This is a genomic window from Paenarthrobacter sp. AR 02 (assembly GCF_021538675.1).
GTDB lineage: Bacteria > Actinomycetota > Actinomycetes > Actinomycetales > Micrococcaceae > Arthrobacter.
Genome location: NZ_JAJUKH010000002.1, coordinates 82,797 through 103,321, shown reverse-complemented (window position 1 = coordinate 103,321; position 20,525 = coordinate 82,797). Strand labels below are relative to the sequence as shown.

Here is a 20,525-nt window from a genome sequence, read left to right as displayed (position 1 = left end):
GCATGGCACTAGGCACCGACAGTAAACAGACTCAGCATTCGACGACGTTGACGGCGAGGCCGCCCATCGCTGTTTCTTTGTATTTGTGGGACATGTCCTTGCCCGTTTCACGCATGGTCACGATCACCTCGTCCAACGAGACCCGGTGCGTCCCGTCACCCCACAACGCCATCTTCGCCGCGTTGATCGCCTTCGCCGCAGCAATCGCGTTCCGCTCGATACACGGGATCTGCACCAACCCGCCAATCGGATCACACGTCAACCCCAGGTTATGTTCCATCGCGATCTCCGCCGCGTTCTCCACCTGACCCGGGGAACCACCCATCACCTCAGCCAACCCGGCAGCAGCCATCGACGAGGCCGACCCGACCTCACCCTGACAACCCACCTCAGCACCCGAAATGGACGCCTGCTCCTTATACAACACACCCACCGCACTGGCAGCGAGCAGGAACTTCACCACCACATCGTCCTTATCAGCCTGGGTCGCTTTATCCATGCCCGGGGCGTAATTCAACGCGTAATACAACACCGCAGGAATGATCCCCGCAGCACCATTGGTCGGAGCCGTCACCACCCGCCCACCGGAGGCGTTCTCCTCATTGACCGCCAATGCGATCAGGTTCACCCACTCCTGCCAGTACTTCGGATCGTTCCGGTCCTTGTCCTCCTTCAGGAGCCGCTCCAACCAATCCGGCGCACGACGACGGACCTTCAACCCACCGGGCAACACACCCTCACGCTGCAAACTGGTTTCAACACAAGCCTCCATCACAGCCCAAATATGCAGCAGACCCTCCCGGATCTCCTCCTCGGACCGGGACGCCCGCTCATTGATGAACATGATGTCGCTGATCCCCAAACCCTTGGACGCGCACCGGCCCAACAACTCCGCCGCCGTCCGGAACGGCAACGGCAACTCCTTCTTGGACTCCTCCAACTCCGCCTGCGCCGCGGACTCCTCACCCTCCCGGACAATGAACCCGCCACCGACCGAGAAAAACGTCGCCTCCTTGAGAACATTCCCCTCGGCATCGGAGACAGCGAACTTCATCCCGTTCGTATGCCGCGGCAACACCGTCAACGGATGCAAAACCATGTCCTCCACCGCATAATCCAGCAGCACTTCGCCGGCCAGGTTCAGCTTCCCCGTCTCCGCAATCGACGCCAACCGCTCCTCCACCTCATCGGGAAGGATCAACTCCGGCTCGTAGCCCTCCATGCCAAGCAGGGTCGCAGTGAACGTCCCATGCCCACGACCCGTCGCCGCCAACGACCCATACAGGTCCACCCGCAACGACGCCACCGAATCAAGGACACCAGCGTCCTTCAACTCAGAAGCAAACACCGCCCCGGCACGCATCGGGCCCACCGTATGCGAACTCGACGGGCCAATGCCCACGGAGAACAAATCGAAAACACCAACAGCCATAGCCGTGATCCCTTCATAAAAACTTGAGATGTCCCGGCAGATGGTCCTGCCGGATGGCCGCTACCGCTTGTGGCGGAAGTCAACCGAAGCACGACGCCGGATGGCCCCCAAAGGCGGCAACCCGGCGTCGCAATTTTTCAGTTACTAATTACCACGCTACGCCCATGGAGCTCGCGTGGCGGGATACCTAGGACAGGTCTCCGCCATTCTTGGAGGCGTATTCCTCGGCGGAAAGCAGCGGACCGTCGGACTCGGCGGCCACCTTGAACAGCCAGCCTGCACCGTAGGGATCGTTGTTGATGAGGGCGGGGTCGGAAACAACGGCGTCGTTGATTTCGGTGACCTCGCCGGTGACGGGCGAGTACAGGTCGGAGACCGACTTGGTGGACTCGACTTCGCCACAGGTTTCGCCTGCGGTCACGGTGGAACCGACCTCGGGCAGGTCAACGTAGACAATGTCGCCCAGGGCGTCGGTGGCAACCTCGGAGATACCAACAGACACCGAGTTCCCTTCGCCGCGGGAAACCCACTCGTGTTCGTCGGAGTACTGAAGTTCGGGCGCTACTTTGGGCATTCTGTTTCCTAACGTGTGGTGAATGAAAAACTGGCTACTTTTGGCGCTTGTAGAACGGCAGGGCAACGACCTCGAAAGGCTCGGCCTTGCCGCGCAGGTCGACGTCCAGCGCAGTTCCAACTTCGGCGAACTCGACGTCGACATACGCCAACGCTACCGGGTAGCCGAGCGTCGGGCTGGGCTGGCCGGAGGTCACTTCGCCAACAACCGCTCCGTCCTTCAGGACCGGGTAGTGGCTGCGTCCGGCGCGGCGCCCCAGGCCCTTGAGGCCAACGAGCTTGCGGCCGGTGGTGGACCCGGCCCCGTCCGCCTTCAGGGCAGCCAGGGCTTCCTTGCCCACGAAGTCGCCTTCCTTGGACAGCGCAACCACGGGCCCAAGTCCTGCGGCGAAGGGGTTGCCCTCACGGGAAAGTTCGTTGCCGTAGAGGGGCATGCCCGCTTCGAGTCGGAGGGAGTCGCGGGATGCGAGGCCGGCGGGGATGAGCTCGCCGTCATCCGCGACTGCGGCAATGGCCTGCCACAGGGCTGCCGCGGATTCGTTGGGCACGAAGATCTCGAAGCCGTCCTCGCCCGTGTAGCCGGTGCGTGCCAGGAGCAGGTCCTGGCCGCTGCCGGCCACCAGGAACGTGACCTTGACGGCGGCGTAGTACTTCAGTTCCGTGAGCAGGGAGTGCTGCTCCGCAGGCACGAGCCGCAAAAGGATCGATTCCGCAAGGGGACCCTGGACGGCGATGAGCGAGGTCCCGGCGGAGGCGTCCTGAACCACAACGTCGAATCCGGCGGCCCGTTCGGCAAGGGCGTCAGCCACTACCTTCGCGTTGCCCGCGTTGGGGACGACGAGGAACTTGTCCTCACCGCGACGGTAGGTGATGAGGTCATCGATGATGCCGCCGTCTTCCTGGCAGATCAGCGAGTACTTGGCCTTACCGTCGGCCATGGCCGAGATTTTGCCAACCAGGGCGTAGTCGAGAAACTCGGCAGCCTGAGGGCCGCTGACCCACACCTCCCCCATGTGGGAGAGGTCGAACAGGCCTGCGGATTTGCGGACGGCGTGGTGCTCAGCCAACTCCGAGGAGTACTTGAGCGGCATTTGCCAGCCACCGAAGTCGGTGAAGGAGGCGCCGAGTTTCTTGTGCTCTTCGTAGAGAGCCGTGTAGTTCTCAGTCATTGTCCGGAACCCCTTAGTTCTCGAAGTCTTCGATGGGCGGGCAGGAGCAGACCAGGTTGCGGTCTCCGGCTGCGCCGTCGATGCGGCCAACGGGCGGGAAGTACTTGTCCTGCTTCAGGTGGTGGACCGGGAAGGCGGCCTGCTCACGCGGGTAGGCGCGGTCCCAGTCGGAACTTACGACGGCGGCTGCCGTGTGGGGCGCGCGGCGAAGCGGGGAGTCCTGCACGGAGAAGTCACCGGCAGCGACCTGGTCGATTTCCTTGCGGATGGTGATCATGGCTTCGATGAAGCGATCGATCTCCACGAGGTCTTCGGACTCGGTGGGCTCCACCATCAAGGTCCCTGCAACCGGGAAGGCGAGCGTGGGGGCGTGGAAGCCGAAGTCAATGAGGCGCTTGGCCACATCTTCAGCGGTGACGCCGGTCTTGGCCGTCAGTTCCCGCAGGTCCAGGATGCACTCGTGTGCCACGAGTCCGCCTTCGCCGGTGTAGAGCACCGGGAAGTGGTCGTTGAGGCGGGACGCGATGTAGTTCGCAGCGAGCAGTGCGGACTTGGTTGCTTCGGTGAGGCCCTGGCCACCCATGAGCTTCACATATGCCCAGGAGATCGGCAGGACACCGGCGGAACCAAAGCGGGATGCGGAAATCGGAACGTCGTTGCCTTCGGTCCAGGAAGCCGCATCGCCCGGCATGAAGGGTGCCAGGTGTGCCTTGGCAGCAACCGGACCAACGCCCGGTCCGCCACCGCCGTGCGGGATGCAGAAGGTCTTGTGCAGGTTCAGGTGCGAGACGTCGCCACCGAACTTGCCCGGCTGGGCAAGGCCAACAAGGGCGTTGAGGTTGGCACCGTCGATGTAGACCTGGCCGCCGGCTTCGTGGATGGCGTCGCACACTTCGCGGACGTCGGCATCGTAGACACCGTGCGTGGACGGGTAGGTGATCATGATTGCCGAGAGGGCGTCGCGGTTGGCCTCGATCTTGGCCTTGAGGTCAACATGGTCGATGGTGCCATCCGGCGCGGTGGCAACGACCACTACCTTCATGCCCGCAAGGACTGCAGAGGCAGCGTTGGTGCCGTGGGCGGAAGCCGGGATGAGGCAGACGTTGCGCTGCTCGTCACCGTTGGAGAGGTGGTAGCCGCGGATCGCGAGGAGCCCGGCGAGTTCACCCTGCGAACCAGCATTCGGCTGGATGGAGACCTGGTCGTAGCCGGTGATCTCGGTCAACTGCGCCTCGAGGTCGGTGATGAGCTCACGCCAACCTTCTGTCTGGGAGTCCGGCGCGAACGGGTGGATGGAAGCGAACTCCGGCCAGGAGATAGCTTCCATTTCAGCCGTGGCGTTGAGTTTCATGGTGCACGAACCCAGCGGGATCATGGTGCGGTCCAGCGCGAGGTCGCGGTCAGAGAGCTTGCGGATGTAACGCAGGAGCTGGGTTTCCGAGCGGTGGGTGTTGAACACCGGGTGCTGCATGAAGCCGCTGGTGCGCTCAACGGAGGACTCCAGCGCGAAGCCTTCAACGGCTTCAGTGACCGAAGCGCCGAAGACGCTTGCGACGTCGGCGACAATCGCCGTCGTCGTTGTTTCATCCACTGAGATGCCAACCGTGTCGGCGTCGACGCCGCGCAGATTGATGCCCTTGGCCTCAGCTGCGGCCACCAGCTCGGCAGCCTTACCCGGAACGCGGACCGTGATGGTATCGAAGAACGAGCCGTGGAGGACCTCGACGCCGGCAGCCTTCAGGGATGCGGCCAGGGTCCGGGCGTGGTTGTGGGCGGTCTCCGCGATCGCCTTCAGGCCTTCCGGGCCGTGGTAGACGGCGTACATCGAGGCCACGATGGCCAGCAATGCCTGGGCGGTACAGATGTTGGACGTAGCCTTCTCGCGGCGGATGTGCTGCTCGCGGGTCTGCAGCGCCAAGCGGTAGGCGGGGACACCGGCGTCGTCCTTGGAAACGCCTACCAGACGGCCGGGCATGGAGCGCTCCAAGCCCTTCTGGACGGCCATGTACGCGGCGTGCGGGCCGCCGAAGAACAGCGGAACGCCCAGGCGCTGGGCGGAGCCGACGGCGATGTCGGCACCCTGCTCACCCGGAGGGGTGATGAGCGTGAGGGACAGGAGGTCGGCGGCGACCGTGACCAGCGCGCCGCGCTCTTTGGCTTCTGCAATGACGGCGGAATGATCGAACACACGGCCGGAAACGCCGGGCTGCTGGAGGACGACGCCGTTGATGGCACCTTCCGGAAGACCGGCGCTCAGGTCAGCGACCTCAACTTCGAAGCCGAGCGCTTCCGCGCGGCCCTTTACGATCGCAATGGTCTGCGGCAGGCAGTCGGCGTCGAGGACGGTCTTGCCGTCCTGGGCGGACTTGTTCTTGTTGGCGCGGCGCATCATCAGCACGGCTTCGGCCACAGCCGTTGCTTCATCCAGAAGGGAAGCGTTGGCGATGGGCAGGCCCACCAGGTCCTGGACCATGGTCTGGAAGTTCAGGAGTGCCTCGAGGCGGCCTTGCGAGATTTCCGGCTGGTACGGGGTGTAGGCGGTGTACCAGGCCGGGGATTCGAGGATGTTGCGGCGGATCACCGGCGGCGTGACGGTGTCGTAGTAGCCCTGGCCGATCATCTGCACGGCTGTCTTGTTCTTCGAGGCGAGCTTGCGCAGCTCAGCAAGGACTTCGACTTCGCTCAGGGCGTTCTGCAGGGTGAGGGCGACGTCCTGGCGGATGTCTTTGGGGACGGCGGTGTCGACCAACGCGTCAACGGTGTCGTAGCCCACGGACTTGAGCATGGTCTCAATGTCGGCCCGGCGGCGGGCGCCGATATGCCGATCAACGAAGGTGGTGGAGGCAGAACTAACCGTCACGAAGGAACTCCATTACTTGGGCGGCGTTTGGGTACGCCACAGCGGTTGGGTTCCTCCCCGCTCTGTATTGGACCTGAGAGTTTCCGCGTTGTTGGAACAACATCGCTTGCACCGTCGGTGAGCACAGCACTCCATTCACCCTTCGGTGGTCAGAGCGCCTGCTGCTTTCCAGAGTTGCCTTGCCGCGGCGGTGCGTGGGCCTGAGAGATTCCTGGGGAGGGTTTGCTCCTACGGCGCCTGCATCACGTGCTTGCAGGACTCTCCCGCCGCAGATCATAGGCATGTTCAGTTGTAGCGCGGCCCCGGATCAAGGCAGGCCACAAGGGTTAATTGTCCTACGTGCGGCGCGTCGCCGCAAATGGGATGATGCGCTATTTCCGCAGCCGCTCCAGCACTCCGAGCAGGATCTTGATGTCGGCTTCCCGGCCGTCGTCGCCGGCCTCCTGTCCGCCCTCGAACATTGCGTTGAAATACAGTCCGTCGCCCATGTAGCTAACGGCCTTCGCTACCTCGGGTCCCACATCCTTGGCCAGCACATCAAGCCACTGCTTTTGGATTCCGGCAAACCTGCGGCGCGTTTCTTCGTGGGCAACCTCAGCCAGCCGGGTAGCAGCGACGAAAGCGCGGTCCATCGGCGTCCCGGCCCACAACGACGTCCGGATGAAGTAGGCAGCGGCGCCGTCCGGCGCGGCCCTCATCTGCTCAATGTCCTGTACTGCCAGTTGGTCCAGGCGTTCCAGGAGGGCACTGATCAGCGACTCCTTGTTCGGAAAGTGGTACAGCAAACCGCCCTTCGAGACGCCCGCACGCTTGGCAACTGCATCGAGCGTGGCGGCCCGCTCCCCTACCTCTATAAGGAGGGCTTCGTAGGCATCCAGGACGGCGTCCCGGGCAACTGGTTTTCGTGGCATGAGTACATCATTCCCTAAAGGTTTGCTGAGGATTAATTTGAAACTATACCGTCTGGACGGTACAGTAAGGACATGTTCTCGCCGTCCTCCACCCAAGCTCCCCGTTCAGCTCGTCCCGTCATGGGCCCTGCACCGTGGCGCGACTGGACGGCCCTGGCACTCCTGATGTTCCCGGTACTGCTGGTGGCCGTCGACAACACCGCGCTCACCTTTGCCCTGCCCGAGATCGCCCGATCCCTCGATGTCGGTGGTGTGCAACTGCTCTGGATCGTCGACGCCTACCCCTTGGTCCTGGCCGCGCTGCTGGTCTCCATGGGCAACCTCGGCGACAGGATCGGACGACGGCGGCTGCTTCTGATCGGCAGCACAGGCTTTGCTGCGGTTTCGGCCGCTACGGCGTTCGCGCCTTCCGCGGAATGGCTGATTGCCGGACGCGCCGCCCTTGGCGTTTTCGGCGCCATGCTGATGCCCTCGACGCTTTCCCTGATCCGGAACATCTTTACCGACCCCAACCGCCGGCGGCTCGCTATTGCCGTGTGGGCGGCCGGGTTCTCAGGCGGTGCTGCCCTCGGGCCGATCTTCGGCGGTTGGCTGGTGGAACACTTCTGGTGGGGCGCCGTCTTCCTGGTGGCAGCCTTCCTGCTGCTGCCGCTGCTTGCCTTCGGTAGGGTGCTCATCCCTGAGTCCAAAGACGCGAACCCGGGCCGGGTGGATGTCCCCAGCATCGCTTTGTCCATCTTGACCATGGCTCCGTTTGTCTACGGCATCAAAGAATTCGCAGTGCACGGCTTTGGGGCATCAGCGGCAGCGTTCATGCTTTTCGGCCTGGTGATGGGTGTCCTCTTCGTCCGACGCCAGCAGAGGATTGACAGCCCGATGCTGGATGTCAGCCTGTTCAAGAACAAGGTATTCAGTACGGCAATCGTTGCCAACGTACTTTCCCTCTTCTCCATGACCGGCTTCATCTACTTCTTCGCCCAGCACCTGCAATTGGTTGAAGGCCAGTCCCCCATGGAGGCGGGTATCGCAATGATCCCGGCCCTGCTGGCAACAGTCATCGCCGGACTGCTGGTGGTGCCCCTGGTCAAAAAGGTCCGGCCCGGTTTTGTGGTGGCCGGAGGGTTGACGCTCAGTGCCGTTGGCTACTTCGTGGCGGTGGTGGGCGACCACGGCAGCGGCCCCGTGTTCCTCCTGTCGGCCCTCACAGTTCTTGCTGTTGGCGTGGGTGCGGCGGAGACCATCTCCAACGACCTCATCCTGGCCTCCGTACCGGCTGACAAATCCGGGGCAGCATCAGCCATCTCGGAGACCGGTTACGAGTTGGGTTCGCTGTTGGGAACGGCTGTCCTTGGTTCCATCCTCACCGCCTCCTACCAGCACAACCTGGTCATACCGGACGGCGTATCCGGCCACGCCGCCGAAAAGTCCGGGGAAACCCTGGCCGGTGCCGTTGACGTTGCTTCCACGCTCCCAGCGCCCTTGGCTGAAGCATTGACGGCCTCGGCACGCGTCGCCTTCGACTCCGGCGTCCACATCACTGCGGCGATTGGGCTGGTACTCATGGCCGGAGCGGCAGCCCTTGCCGCCGTCGTACTCCGGCGTGTCCCCAAGGCGCACTAGCCGAGGCTACGCAAGGAGGCCGGGTCGCTGAGCGGCCCGGCCTCCTTCGCGTCAGTGTCTAAACGGCGCTGTTGAGTGAGGTTCCCAGGCCAAAGCCGCGGGTGATTCCACCCGTGGTTGCCGCGGCAAGGGATGAAAGATAGTCATTGCGGCGGCGGGCTGTGATGCGCGATTCCGGTTCGAAAACCTGGTCGGGCGAATCGGCGTAATGGGCAGCCAAGCCGTCGCGCATGAGACGGATCCCCTCGGCACGCTGCTGCGAGACGGCGGCGTGCGTGGAACCCAGCTCCTCGGCAAGCTCCTTCACGGACCGTCCCGCGAGATAGATTTCCTGGACCACGAAGCGCATTTTTTCCGGGAGTGCATCGACGGCGGCACGGAGGTACTTGATCCGCTCATCGGCCAGGACAGAGTGTTCCGGGGATTCAGTGGGGGACGCAACGGTATCGGCCACCACCTCATCCAGCGACGTCAGCGTTCGGGACGCATCCACCAGGGCAGCTTCGACATGGCTCCGCTCGACACCCAGCGCCGAAGCCATCTCGGCCACGCTCGGACCACGGCCCAGCATGCTGGTCAGGGTCTCCTGGACGCCCAAGGTTTCCTTGATCCGCTTACGGGCCGACCGCGTGGCCCAGTCTCCTGCTCGCATCTCGTCCGCGAAAGCACCTACGATCCGGCGACGCGCGAAAGCACCGAACGGAACACCAAGGTCGGGGTCGAAGGAATCAGCAGACGTTATCAGGGCAACGGCACCGACAGAAGCAAAATCATCGCGCGATAAATGCGACGCGCGCGCGCAAAGGTCAGAGACCAGGTAACCAACGAGCGGAAGGTGCTGCAACACCAGCTCGTTGCGCTGTTCGCGATTCAAAAGTGAGTCCCCCCATGAGACCGGATTATTGAGTTGCAAACCCGACTTCTTTGCCGTTTCGCCGATGTCCAGAGACCAATCAGAGCATCGTTGTTGAGCGTTCAATCAGGTACGTATTCAGTGAACATACCACCTCAAAAGCTCCCTGCGTGTACGCTCGACAGAAGTAAAGATAAACCCTGCCAAATTGTGATTTTGGCGGGCCATAAAATGAATTGGGGAACCGTGGGGGCGGACGAGCTATCGGCAACGCTGTGGCGCGAACGGAGGCAGCTGGATTTCCTGCTTTTCCTCCTCGAAACACAGCTCCTGCACCTCCGGGCAGGCAACTGGCACCGGTTGAACTTCACTGCGGCCGAACTCGAAAAAGTCCTGGAAAATCTGCGTTTCGAATCCCTCGCACGCGGGGTGGAGGCCTCGGCCCTGGCCGCCGAATGGAAAGCCCCGGATCAATCCACCCTTCCCTCCCTTATTTCGCTGGCGCCCCCTGGACTGTGGCCCGAGCTCCTTGACGATCACTGCCGGGGATTGACGGCATTGTTGGCAGGAATTGACCTTGCCGCTGCCCGGAATATCGAGCTGTTGAAAGCCCCGCCGGACGAGGCCGGGATCCCGTCGTTGGCATCGGGCACCAATGAGGCACCGGGTGGGGACGCGGACCTTGACCTCTTGGCCCGTGATGCGAACATACAGCGGGCCTTGGCTGCAGTGAACTCGGCTACCCTGAGGTCGCTCCGCGATTTCCTGGAGCTGGGCTAGCCCCTCCCTTCCGACGCTCCATCACATCCCACCCCCTTCAGCCCAACCCTCACTCACATCCCTCCCCCATCAACCCAACCCTCACTCACAACCCACCCCCATCAACCCAACCCTCACTCACAACCCACCCCCATCAACCCAACCCTCACTCACACCCCACCCCCATCAACCCAACCCTCACTCACACCCCACCCCCTTTGGCGGTAGACGCCCATCCGTGAACCTCATTTACTGCGCCACCAGGGACTGTCGGAATAACGGTGGATCCGGGGTTGGCCTGACACGCCGGGTTTGCCTGGCGGGGAGGACTGATCATGAGCGAGACCATGGGTCCCATGGCGACTGAGGTGGATCAGCATGAGTTTGCGCAGCAGCTCCTGTCCCATGCCAAGGAACAGGGGTTGGAGCTTGTTGGCCCGGGAGGGCTGTTGAACAAGCTGACCAAGAACGTCTTGGAAACCGCTTTGGAAGCGGAAATGGACGAGCATCTGGGATACGGGAAGCACGAGGTTGCCGGGCGTGGGAGCGGGAACTCCCGCAACGGGACGCGCTCGAAGACCGTGCTGACCGAGATCGGGCCGGTGGAGATCGACGTGCCCAGGGACACTGGGGCCACGTTCGAACCCCAAACGGTGAAGAAGCGACAACGCCGTCTGACCGGCGTGGACGAAATCGTGTTGTCCTTAAATGCGAAGGGACTCACGACCGGGGAGATCTCAGCGCACTTCGCTGATGTTTTCGGGGCGAAGGTTTCCAAGGACACCATCTCCAGGATCACCGAGAAAGTCGTCGCGGAGATGACCGAGTGGCAGAACCGTCCCCTGGACCGGGTGCTGCCGGCGATGTTTATCGACGCGATCCACGTCAAGGTCCGTGACGGGCAGGTCAGCAACCGACCCATATATGTGGCCATCGGGGTCACCATCAATGGTGAACGGGACGTCTTGGGGCTGTGGGCCGGTGATGGCGGGGAGGGAGCGAAGTTCTGGCTCTCGGTGCTGACCGAGATCAAGAACCGGGGCGTGGAAGACGTCTGCATCACGGTCTGCGATGGTCTTAAAGGCCTGCCCGACGCGATCAATACCGTCTGGCCCCGGGCCGTGGTCCAGACCTGCATGGTGCATCTGGTCCGGAACACTTTCCGGTATGCCTCTCGGAAAAGCTGGACCGAAATGGCCCGGGACCTTCGTCCGGTCTACACGTCACCATCGGAAACGACTGCGAAGGAACGCCTCGAGGAGTTCACCGCTAAATGGGGCCGGCAATACCCGGCCATCACCCGGCTCTGGCACAACGCCTGGAGTGAGTTTGTGCCCTTCCTGGATTATGACGTGGAAATCCGGAAAGTCATCTGCAGCACCAACGCCATCGAATCCCTCAACGCCCGCTACCGTCGAGCAGTCAGGGCACGAGGACACTTCCCGACCATCCCGGCTGCCCTCAAATGTCTCTACCTGGCCACCAGGGCCTGGACCCCACCGGCCGAAGCAGAGCACGATGGATAGCACGATGGAAACCGGCACTAAACGCCTTCGCCATCACTTTCGAAGGCAGAATCACGTAACGCCAACGCCCGAATCCACCGTTAAACGGACACTCCCCGGCGTCGGCCTTCCCCGGAGGACGTGTCCGGCCCAACACGGCGGAACGTGCGAGAGCGTCCGCTACATCACGGCGGAACCTGAGAGAGCGTCACGCCCAACACGGCGGAACGTGAGAGAGCGTCCGCTACAACAGGACGGAACGTGAGAGAGCGTCCGCTACAACAGGACGGAACGTGAGAGAGCGTCCGCTACAACACGGCGGAACGTGAGAGAGCGTCCGGCCCAACAGGGCGGAACGTGAGCGAGCGTCCGGCCCAATAGGGCGGGATGTGAGAGAGGGTCAGGCTTTGGGGGCGGGCGGGCGGAGGGCCGCCAGGAGTTCCTCGGCGTCGGGGCCGGCCTGGGTTGCTGCCAGGTTGGCTGCGGCGATGGCTTCCACCACCTCGCTGCGCTGGATGGACACTCCGCGGGGAGCCTCGATTCCGATCCGGACGCCGTCGCCGCGCCCTTCCATGACGGTGATGACAATGTCGTCCCCGATCATGATCTTTTCGCCCGGCTTACGCGTCAGTACCAGCATGCTTTCAATTTACCTTTCCGAGGACGGGTGCGGTGGCGGGTTTGCCATCCACCCAACCGACAGGAATGTCCAGCGTATCCACCGTTTGCGGACTCGCGGTTTCCGAGGCGCCGATGACGGCGAGCGCGTCAACACCCAAGGACTCCCCTGCCACGACACGCTGGAGGGCCTGTACCCAGGCCTGGGTGTCTTCCGCTTTGTGCCGGGCGTCGACCACCACCCACATTTGGTCGGCGGCCAGGAGGGAGATGTCCGCGCCATGTGATGGCACGTCCCCCGGGCGTCCGAGCCCGAACGCAACCACCACGGTCTGGCCGGTGAGGACGGCCTGGGCGCGTGCCGCCGTCGTGCCTTGCCTTCCTTGGACGTGAAGGTGGCCGAAGGCGGTGAGCCGTCCCGATGTGCGCACATCCGAGCCTCCGGCGGCTATGGACATTTCCAGGGCCGGTCCGAGCGCGTCGTCGCCGAGGCCCAAGAGGACGATGAGGTTACCGTCGCCGGTCATGGGCTGCGGAACCTTCGGCATGGGCTTAGGGGCCGACGGCGGCAGGGTCGCCAAAGCCGGCACGGAGGGGGACGGACCAGCCGGCTGGAGTTCCTTGCCGAGTTGTTCCAGCAGGCCCGCGAAGTCCGGGGATGCGGTGGAGACCGGCGAGGGGGTGGGCTGGTGCATCTCGAGTTCGGCGGCGTCGGCTTGCTCCAGGAGTGCCGCGATGGCTGGCCCGTGGAGTTCGTGAACGGGACTTGACTCAACAAGCCGGGCAGTCAGCGGCGCCTGCTGGCCAGCGGGTTCAGGGACGTCCGACACCTCCACTGTGGCTTCGAACCTGGCTGCGGCGAACAGTCCCACGATTCCCGGATTGGTGACCTTCTCGGCCGAGACTATGCGCGCGCCGGGTCCGCACTGCTTGAGTGCTTTGGCGCGAATGGCTTCCAGCGACGCACCGCTAAGCTTGTAGCGCTTCTGCATGGCGGACCACCCCCACCGTCTCGATACGGATGTTGGCGGAGGTCACTTCGCGATACGAGAGAACGGGGACACCGCCGTCGGGGGCTGCGACGAGCCGCCGTATCGCTGGACGCAGGGTTGGTGCACACACAAGCACGGCTTCCCGGCCGGCAGCAGCGGCTCCGTCGGCAGCGGACTTCAGGGAGTTCAGGACGCTGTCCAACTTCGCCTGGCCCATGACAATCTGGGTCCCGCCTTCGCCTGGACGCATGTCTTCCAACATGGACTGCTCCAACAACGGATCGATCATGATCACGTTGAGGACCTCACCGTCCATGTACCTGTCTGCCAGCACCGGACCCAGCGCGTGCCGGGCGGATTCCACCAGCGATTCCGGGTCGGTGGAAACCTTGGCCCGCAGCGCCAGCGCTTCGTAGATCCGCGGGAGGTCGTTGATGGGGACCTGCTCTTCGAGGAGTCCTTGGAGCACGCGCTGGATTTCCGCCAGGGACAGCAGGGCAGGCGTAAGTTCTTCGACGGCGGAAGGGCTTTGTTTGCGGACCCCTTCGGTGAGCACCCGTACGTCTTCGCGGGTCAGGAGCCGGGCCGCGTTTGCGGTGATGATCGAAGACAGGTGCGTGACCAGGACGGAGACCCGGTCAATCACCGTGGCTCCGGTCATTTCGGCGCTGTGCCGCATTTCCGTGGGAACCCATTTGCCGGAGAGACCGAACACGGGTTCCACGGTTGCGGTGCCCGGCAATGCGTCCAGGAATTCGCCCAAGGCAAGCAGCTTGCCCGACGGCGCCACTCCCCTTCCAGCCTCGACGCCGGCGATGCGGATGGCGTAGGTGGAGGGCGGCAGGTCCATCGCGTCGCGTGTACGGACGGGCGGGACCACGAGCCCCAGTTCCATGGCGATCTTGTGCCGGAGTGACCGTACCCGCGCCAAGAGGTCATCGGAGGCACCGGAAACAATGTCCACAAGGTCCGGTGCGAGCAGGATCTCCACAGGGTGGACGCGCATGTCTTCCATGAGCCGCTCGTTGGGGTCCTCCTCCCCGGTCAAAGCTGCTGCGTTCTCTGTCTCCTGCGTTTCGGCCTGGAGTTTTTGTGCTGTGGCTACACGCCTGGAAGCGAGGACCAGCAGCGCGCCCACCACCACGAACGGAAGGATGGGCATGCCGGGAATGAGGGCCATGCTGCCGGCGGCCAGTCCTGCGATCAGCAGCGCGTTGGGTGATTGCATGAGCTGCGAGGAAGCGGTGCGGCCCATGTCTTCTTCGGCATTGGACCGGGTGACGATCATGCCGGTGGAGACGGCCATGAGCAGTGCGGGAATCTGGGTGACCAGGCCATCGCCCATGGTCAGGAGGCCGTAGGTGTTCAGGGCATCCCCGGCGTCCATGCCGCGCTGGAGCACGCCAATGGCGATTCCGCCTACGAAGTTGATGATGATAATGATGATGCCCGCGATGGCATCACCCTTGACGAACTTCGAAGCACCATCCATGGCACCGTAAAAGTCGGCTTCTGCGGAGACTTCAGCACGCCGCTTCCGGGCTTCGGCGTCGGTAATGAGTCCGGCGTTGAGGTCCGCGTCGATGGCCATTTGCTTACCGGGCATGGCGTCCAGGGTGAAGCGTGCGCCCACCTCGGCAACACGTTCGGCACCCTTGGTGACCACCACGAACTGGATGACCACCAGGATCAGGAATACCACGGCGCCGATGATCAGCGAACCGCCAACCGTGACCTTGCCGAACGCCTCGATGACCTGTCCCGCGAAGCCCTGGCCCAGCACCAACCGGGTGGACGCCACGTTGAGTCCCAGCCGGAACAGCGTGGCTACGAGCAGCAGCGACGGGAAGACGGAGAAGTCCAGGGGCTTCTTCACGAACATGCTGGTCAGCAGGATCAGCAACGCCAGGAGGATGTTGCACACGATCAGGAAGTCCAGCAGCGCGGCCGGCAGCGGAACAACCAGCAGCAGCACAATTCCTACGATGCCAACCGGCACGGAAAGCCGGGCGAACTTGTTGTTCTTCATGCCTGCATACTTTCTTTCATCTGATGGATTCCCCGTGCAGTTCCGCGTTTCTTCAGCGACATCACAAAGGCCAACACTCCGGCGACCGAGCGGTACAGCTCAACCGGGATCTCCTGGCCCAACTCGCAGGCCGAGTGCAGGGCCCGCGCCAGGGGGATGTCCTGGACCATGGGCACTCCCTTGGCTTCGGCTTCCTCCCTGATGCGGGCAGCGATCAGCCCTGAGCCTTTTGCCACGACGCGCGGTGCCGATTTACCGGCGTCGTACTTCAACGCAACTGCCACGTGCGTCGGGTTGACCAGCACGACGTCCGCGTCCCCAATGGCGCCGATCATGCGGTTGCGGCTCATGCTGAGCTGGCGTGAACGCCGTTGGGATTTGATGAGGGGGTCGCCGTCGGTGCTTTTGTTCTCGTCCTGGACTTCCTTCTTGGACATCCGCGTTTTCTTGCGGTTGCGGCGCATCACCACGAAGATGTCCGCCGCTGCCAGCACCAGCCCTGCGGCGACGGCGAACTGGATGAGCGCGCCAATTCCCCCCGCAGCCGCTGCCAAAATCCCGGCAACCGGAAGCCCGCCGGCGGTCAACAGCACCGGCATCAGTCCCTGCACCACGGCGTAAAGGACAAGACCCACGACGGCGGTCTTCAGCAGCGCTTTGACGCCTCCCCATAGTGCCTGGCCGCCGAACATGCGTTTGAAACCGGCGAGCAGGTTGAAATGCTCAAACTCGGCCCGGAACTTCTTGAAGCGGATGCCGCCCTGCAGGGCCGAGCCTGCCAGCACCACCACGGTGACAACCAAGAGCAACGGCCCCAGGATTCCGGCCAGGGACCCCAGCCCTGCTTCGAGTGCAGCAACGGCTTTCGCGGGATCAGGCTGCGCGATGACGCTTTTCACGGTGAAGAGCTGGTCGACGGCAGCGTTCGAGGCGTGATCGATGGTTGCCGGGAGCATCGCAGCCGCGGCCCCCACTGCCAGCCAGGCCATGAGGTCCTGGGACCGGGACAGTTGCCCCTTTTCCCGTACCTCGCGCATGCGTTTGTCGGTGGCTTGTTCGGTCTTCTCTTGTGAATCCGCCACTAGCCCACCCCCATCAAAGCATTGGCTGCCTGCTCGGCCAGGGTTGAAACCAGCCGGGGCAACGCCAGGAACAGGAAACCCGCCAGTGCCAGGGTGATGAAGATCTTGAGCGGAAATCCGAGCGAGAAGGCGTTGAGGGCCGGGGCCACGCGGGTGAGGAGTCCGAGCCCGACGTCGGCGAGCACCAGGACCACCAGGAGCGGACCGGCGATCTGCACGGCGGCGAGGAACATGCCGGTGACGGCGCCGATGAGGGCCTCGATGGGTCGGCTGAGATCGATGCCGCCCGCCAGGGGCAACGCATTGAAGCTTCCCATGAGGCCGCCAAGGACCATCTGGTAGCCGTCCGAGGCGAATAGGAGCGCAAGGGCCGCCATTTGAAGGAGCCGGGTGAACTGGGCCCCATTGACCATCATTTGGGGATCGAATGCCTGCGCCATTTGGAAACCGCTGAAGAGGTCCACCAGGCTGCCGGCGGACTGGATCGCTGCGAAGATCACCATGACCAGGAAGCCCAGGACCAGGCCGGTGACCAGTTCCAGGACCACGGCCATGACGAAACCTGCCGTGTCCGACGGGACGGCTCCGGACGAGAGCCGTTGGGAAACGGCCAGCCCCAACCCGATCCCGAGCATGGCTTTGATGCGGGCCGGGATGGCGTGGTGGGCGAACGGCGGAGCGACCACCAAAAAGGCTGTCATGCGAACCGATGCCAGCAAGAGGACCTGGATCCACGACTGGTCGACGGGGATGTCCACCTCACGCTCCGCCGATCAGGCCGGGAATGCGGGCGAACAGCTCATTGGTGAAAGCCACCATTTCCGAAATCATCCAGTGCCCACAGACCACCAAGGCGATCGCTACTGCAACAGCCTTGGGGACGAATGACAACGTTGCTTCCTGCAACTGCGTGATGGACTGCAGGAGCGAAATCGCCAGTCCCACCACCAGTGCGGTTACCAATGTGGGTGCGGCGAGCTTGGCTGCGACGATCATGGCCTGGAGGCAGATGTCCAGGACTGCATTGGTATCCATCAGCCGCTCGAATAGCTCTGGATCAGGGACGTGATGACCAGTCCCCAACCGTCCACCAAGACAAACAAAAGGATCTTGAACGGCAGCGAGATCATCACCGGCGGAAGCATCATCATGCCCATGGACATGAGAGCAGCGGATACCACGAGGTCGATGACCAGGAAGGGGATGAAAATGACGAAGCCAATAATGAACGCGGCACGCAGTTCCGAAATCATGAAGGCCGGAACCAATGTCTGGAACGGCACGGCTTCAGGGTTGGCGGGGTTGTCCATCTTCGCGGCCCGGGTCATCAGAGCGATGTCCTCTTCCCGTGTGTGGGCCAGCATGAAGTGCTGGAGCGGAGACCAACCCGCGGACATTGCACCGTTGAAGTCCAGCCCACCGTTCAGGTATGGCTGCACGGCCGCTGTATTGATGTCCGAGACGACGGGCCACATGACGAACAAGGAGAGGAACAGCGCGAGTCCGGCGAGGACCTGGTTGGGCGGGATAGCCGGCAAGGAGAGGGCGTTCCGGGTCATCGCCAGCACCACGAAGATCTTGGTGAAGGAGGTCATCATGAGCAGCAGCGCGGGGGCTACGGAAAGCAGCGTGATCCCGATCAGCGTTACGACCGCCGTGGAGGGTGTCCCGTCCAGGCCGTTGATGTCTATGCTGACGTTCCCGGAACCGGGTGCCGCAGGCGGAGTTGGAGGCGTGGGCTGCGTGGGATCGATGGGGGTTGCCTGGGCGGCTGCCATTCCAAGCAGCAGCAGAACGCCCGTGAACAACACGACTGCCGCAGCAGAGAACAACTGCGGCAGTGCGCGCCGGCGTGCGGCAGGAAATGGCCGGCCCGGCAGGCCGAACCCAGCAGTTCGGATCAATTGCGGCGTCCCCGGATGGCATCCGAGGCTTGCCGCCAAGTGGAAGCGGACAGGATGGAGCCATGCATGGGGTGCTCCGGCATTTGGCCTCGACGGTGGAGTTCGCTCCGACGCCGAAGCACCGGCAGCGAGTCCGTGACCGGCTCCGGAAGCGACCCAGTGAGCGGCTGCGGCCGAAGTTCAGGCTGGGGCCGAAGTTCAGGCTGGGGGCGACCAGATGCCTGCCGGAACAGCTCCGCGAAGCTCCCAGCCGACTGGGCTCCCGCTGCTTCCCCCGGCTCCGGCGCCATGGCAGGCGTGTCACCGCTGTGGAGCACTGTCACCGCGTGCTCGGTGACGCCCAACAGGAAACGCTTGTCCCCGGCGTCGACCACCACCACCGACGCTTTCTGGCCTACCACCTGACGGCTCACGACCGTCAGCGCGGCATCAGCGCGCCGGCGGCCTTTGCCCTTGCCGAGGCGCTTCTGCACCAGCCAGATGAAGCCCAGCACGGCGCCGAGGGCCACGAGCACCCGCAGCCCGAGGATCATTGTGTCCATCTACAGTGTTCCCTCGGACCCGTCCAGGATGCGGGTGATGCGCACTGCATAGTCCTGGTCCACCACTACAACTTCGCCGTGGGCGATCAGCCTGCCGTTCAGCAGCACATCTGCCGGTGCACCGGCTGACCGGTCCAGTTCAATGACCTTCCCGGGCTCGAGTGCCAGGGCGTCCCGCACTGACATCCGGGTACGGCCGATCTCCACGGTCAACGCCATCTCAACACTGCTGATCAGGCCCAAGCGGGCAGCCAGCTCGTTACCTTGTCCACGGGCACCGGCATCAGTGCCAGTAGCGTTGTCCCGCACACGGACAGCGAACCAGCCGAAGGGGGCACCGCCGTCGTTCAGTTCAAAAACCGCAGTATCGGGGTCCGAGAGCAGCGCGGCTGAGTCCTCCTCGCGCACCTCACCCAGCACGCCGGCGTCGAACGCTGACGCGGCCTGTTCCAGGGCGGGACGCAGAACGTCGGCGGCCTGCACGGCATGCTGGACCGCACCACCCAGCCCGGCACCGCCGGCGGCGGCAAGGAACGACCGGTCCACCAGCAGCAGCGCGAAATCGGCCGTCAGGGCTCCAACAAACGTGGCAGTGACGGCCGGAGAAGCATAGGCGGCGGCGTCCTGCGCCGGAACGATGCCGGCAACACGGAGGGTGGATGCGCTGGGCAGGTGCAGCGCGAGGCGCTCGGCAGCAGCCGCCTGCAGGGTCAAAATGTTGCTCATCGCTGATGCTCCTCGGTTGTGACGATGACTGCGGCGGCGCGGGAGCCGTTGCGGGCGGCCGCGGCGGTGGCCAGGCGGGTGCCGTTGATGGTGACATCGAACGGACGGTTTTCAAGGTGCGGCAGCTGCAGGACATCTCCGACGGCGAGACCCAGGATTTGTGCGGGCGTCACCGGTGCGGCGGTCAACTGTACGGCCACATCCACCGGCACCTGCGCCAGTTGGGTGCGGACCATTGCTTCGTTGTCGACGCTGTGGACCATGGGGTTTACATCGCCGAGTCTGGAGAGCAGCACGTCGGCAGGAACTGCCAAGGTGGCCGCGCACTGGGTTTCCCCCACGTTGACGTTGAAAGACGCCACGATCATAAGCTCGGAGGGGGCGGCCGCCTGCGCGAACTGGGAGTTGTACTGGATGCCGTCCATCGTCACGGCCTGCGTCAGGAGGTTGCCCAACGAGTACCGGAGGTCTTCCAGCACTTCCTCCACCATCCGGGAAACCAGGGCGTGCTCGATCTGGGTGAACTTCCGCTCCGGCACTGCGGTTTCCGTTGAACCCCCGAGCATCCGGCTCAGCCACGACAGGGCGGCCGTAGCGGGGAACTGGATGACCAGGCGGGATTCGCTGCCATCAATCCTGCAGAGCACCATGGACGTGACCGAAGGGAGGGAGGCAGAGTATTCGTCGTAGCTCTGCATGCTCAGCTGTTCCAGCGTGGCCGTGGACTTCAACCGCACCTTGGCCGTGAGCTGCGTACCCCACTGCCGGGCGAACGTTTCGAAGGCGACTTCCAGGACCCGGCTATGCTGGCGCGGCAAAGTGGTGGGTCGACGGAAGTCGTAGACCTCTACGGTGCGCTGGCGTACCGCCGCGCGATCTTCCTGTTCTCCCACGGACGGCACTATCGGCACGTAGGAGAAGCGCGTAAGACGTTTCCCGGTACGACTATT

Annotated in this window: 18 protein-coding genes, 1 pseudogene and 1 riboswitch; of the genes and pseudogenes, 3 read left to right on the top strand and 16 right to left on the bottom strand. The window is 63.6% G+C overall.

The features are described from left to right. Positions 1-31 precede the first annotated feature (31 nt). The 5 genes from LRQ04_RS06690 to LRQ04_RS06670 all read right to left on the bottom strand — a co-directional run bounded on the left by LRQ04_RS06690 (position 32) and on the right by LRQ04_RS06670 (position 6,945). Positions 32-1,432 carry an L-serine ammonia-lyase gene (locus tag LRQ04_RS06690; protein WP_235518909.1) on the bottom strand — a complete coding sequence of 467 codons (1,401 nt, stop codon included), beginning with the start codon at positions 1,430-1,432 and terminating at the stop codon, positions 32-34. A 187-nt stretch (positions 1,433-1,619) separates the two neighbouring features. Then, a complete protein-coding gene (gcvH, locus tag LRQ04_RS06685) occupies positions 1,620-2,006 on the bottom strand; it encodes a glycine cleavage system protein GcvH (protein ID WP_026542540.1) in 387 nt (128 codons plus the stop codon). A gap of 34 nt (positions 2,007-2,040) precedes the next feature. Continuing rightward, a complete protein-coding gene (gene gcvT, locus LRQ04_RS06680) occupies positions 2,041-3,174 on the bottom strand; it encodes a glycine cleavage system aminomethyltransferase GcvT (protein ID WP_235518908.1) in 1,134 nt (377 codons plus the stop codon). Positions 3,175-3,187: 13 nt separating this feature from the next. Beyond that, positions 3,188-6,034, bottom strand: coding sequence for an aminomethyl-transferring glycine dehydrogenase (gene gcvP / locus LRQ04_RS06675; protein ID WP_235518907.1), 2,847 nt, complete (start codon positions 6,032-6,034; stop codon positions 3,188-3,190). 178 nt (positions 6,035-6,212) lie between these two features. After that, positions 6,213-6,310, bottom strand: a riboswitch (glycine riboswitch). Positions 6,311-6,405: 95 nt separating this feature from the next. Further along, positions 6,406-6,945: a TetR/AcrR family transcriptional regulator gene (locus LRQ04_RS06670; RefSeq protein WP_235518906.1), complete on the bottom strand. Its 540-nt coding sequence runs from the start codon at positions 6,943-6,945 to the stop codon at positions 6,406-6,408. Between the two features lie 72 nt (positions 6,946-7,017). On the opposite strand from LRQ04_RS06670, the gene LRQ04_RS06665 reads away from it, so the two are divergent. After that, positions 7,018-8,565 (top strand): MFS transporter, encoded by a 1,548-nt coding sequence (locus tag LRQ04_RS06665; protein ID WP_235518901.1) that lies wholly within the window; start codon positions 7,018-7,020, stop codon positions 8,563-8,565. 58 nt (positions 8,566-8,623) lie between these two features. On the opposite strand, the gene LRQ04_RS06660 is transcribed toward LRQ04_RS06665, so the two are convergent. Continuing rightward, on the bottom strand, positions 8,624-9,439 hold the full coding sequence (locus LRQ04_RS06660; RefSeq protein ID WP_235518898.1) for a sigma-70 family RNA polymerase sigma factor: 816 nt from the start codon (positions 9,437-9,439) through the stop codon (positions 8,624-8,626). A 210-nt stretch (positions 9,440-9,649) separates the two neighbouring features. On the opposite strand from LRQ04_RS06660, the gene LRQ04_RS06655 reads away from it, so the two are divergent. Both LRQ04_RS06655 and LRQ04_RS06650 read left to right on the top strand, forming a co-directional pair. Beyond that, positions 9,650-10,198: a flagellar protein FlgN gene (locus LRQ04_RS06655; RefSeq protein WP_235518897.1), complete on the top strand. Its 549-nt coding sequence runs from the start codon at positions 9,650-9,652 to the stop codon at positions 10,196-10,198. A 326-nt stretch (positions 10,199-10,524) separates the two neighbouring features. Continuing rightward, a pseudogene (locus LRQ04_RS06650) lies at positions 10,525-11,762 on the top strand (IS256 family transposase). A gap of 320 nt (positions 11,763-12,082) precedes the next feature. Here LRQ04_RS06650 and csrA read toward each other — a convergent pair. The 10 genes from csrA to LRQ04_RS20700 all read right to left on the bottom strand — a co-directional run bounded on the left by csrA (position 12,083) and on the right by LRQ04_RS20700 (position 20,468). Further along, positions 12,083-12,322 (bottom strand): carbon storage regulator CsrA, encoded by a 240-nt coding sequence (csrA, locus tag LRQ04_RS06645; protein ID WP_235518896.1) that lies wholly within the window; start codon positions 12,320-12,322, stop codon positions 12,083-12,085. A gap of 4 nt (positions 12,323-12,326) precedes the next feature. After that, entirely contained in the window at positions 12,327-13,292 is a 966-nt protein-coding gene (locus tag LRQ04_RS06640) for a hypothetical protein (RefSeq protein WP_235518895.1), read from the bottom strand. Beyond that, entirely contained in the window at positions 13,270-15,321 is a 2,052-nt protein-coding gene (locus LRQ04_RS06635) for a flagellar biosynthesis protein FlhA (protein WP_235518894.1), read from the bottom strand. Before LRQ04_RS06635 ends, LRQ04_RS06640 begins: the two co-directional genes overlap by 23 nt. Continuing rightward, positions 15,318-16,403 (bottom strand): flagellar biosynthesis protein FlhB, encoded by a 1,086-nt coding sequence (locus LRQ04_RS06630; RefSeq protein WP_235518892.1) that lies wholly within the window; start codon positions 16,401-16,403, stop codon positions 15,318-15,320. The genes LRQ04_RS06635 and LRQ04_RS06630 overlap by 4 nt, the downstream gene beginning before the upstream one ends. Further along, complete coding sequence (locus LRQ04_RS06625; RefSeq protein ID WP_235518891.1) at positions 16,403-17,161, bottom strand: flagellar biosynthetic protein FliR; 759 nt, start codon at positions 17,159-17,161, stop codon at positions 16,403-16,405. The genes LRQ04_RS06630 and LRQ04_RS06625 overlap by 1 nt, the downstream gene beginning before the upstream one ends. A 1-nt stretch (position 17,162) precedes the next feature. After that, positions 17,163-17,438: a flagellar biosynthesis protein FliQ gene (fliQ, locus tag LRQ04_RS06620; protein WP_159708780.1), complete on the bottom strand. Its 276-nt coding sequence runs from the start codon at positions 17,436-17,438 to the stop codon at positions 17,163-17,165. Further along, entirely contained in the window at positions 17,438-18,181 is a 744-nt protein-coding gene (fliP, locus tag LRQ04_RS06615) for a flagellar type III secretion system pore protein FliP (protein WP_235519720.1), read from the bottom strand. The genes fliQ and fliP overlap by 1 nt, the downstream gene beginning before the upstream one ends. A gap of 122 nt (positions 18,182-18,303) precedes the next feature. Beyond that, on the bottom strand, positions 18,304-18,849 hold the full coding sequence (fliO, locus tag LRQ04_RS06610; protein WP_235518889.1) for a flagellar biosynthetic protein FliO: 546 nt from the start codon (positions 18,847-18,849) through the stop codon (positions 18,304-18,306). Then, on the bottom strand, positions 18,850-19,575 hold the full coding sequence (gene fliN / locus LRQ04_RS06605) for a flagellar motor switch protein FliN (protein WP_235518888.1): 726 nt from the start codon (positions 19,573-19,575) through the stop codon (positions 18,850-18,852). Then, positions 19,572-20,468 carry a flagellar motor switch protein FliM gene (locus tag LRQ04_RS20700; protein WP_235518886.1) on the bottom strand — a complete coding sequence of 299 codons (897 nt, stop codon included), beginning with the start codon at positions 20,466-20,468 and terminating at the stop codon, positions 19,572-19,574. The genes fliN and LRQ04_RS20700 overlap by 4 nt, the downstream gene beginning before the upstream one ends. Between the last annotated feature and the right edge of the window lie 57 nt (positions 20,469-20,525).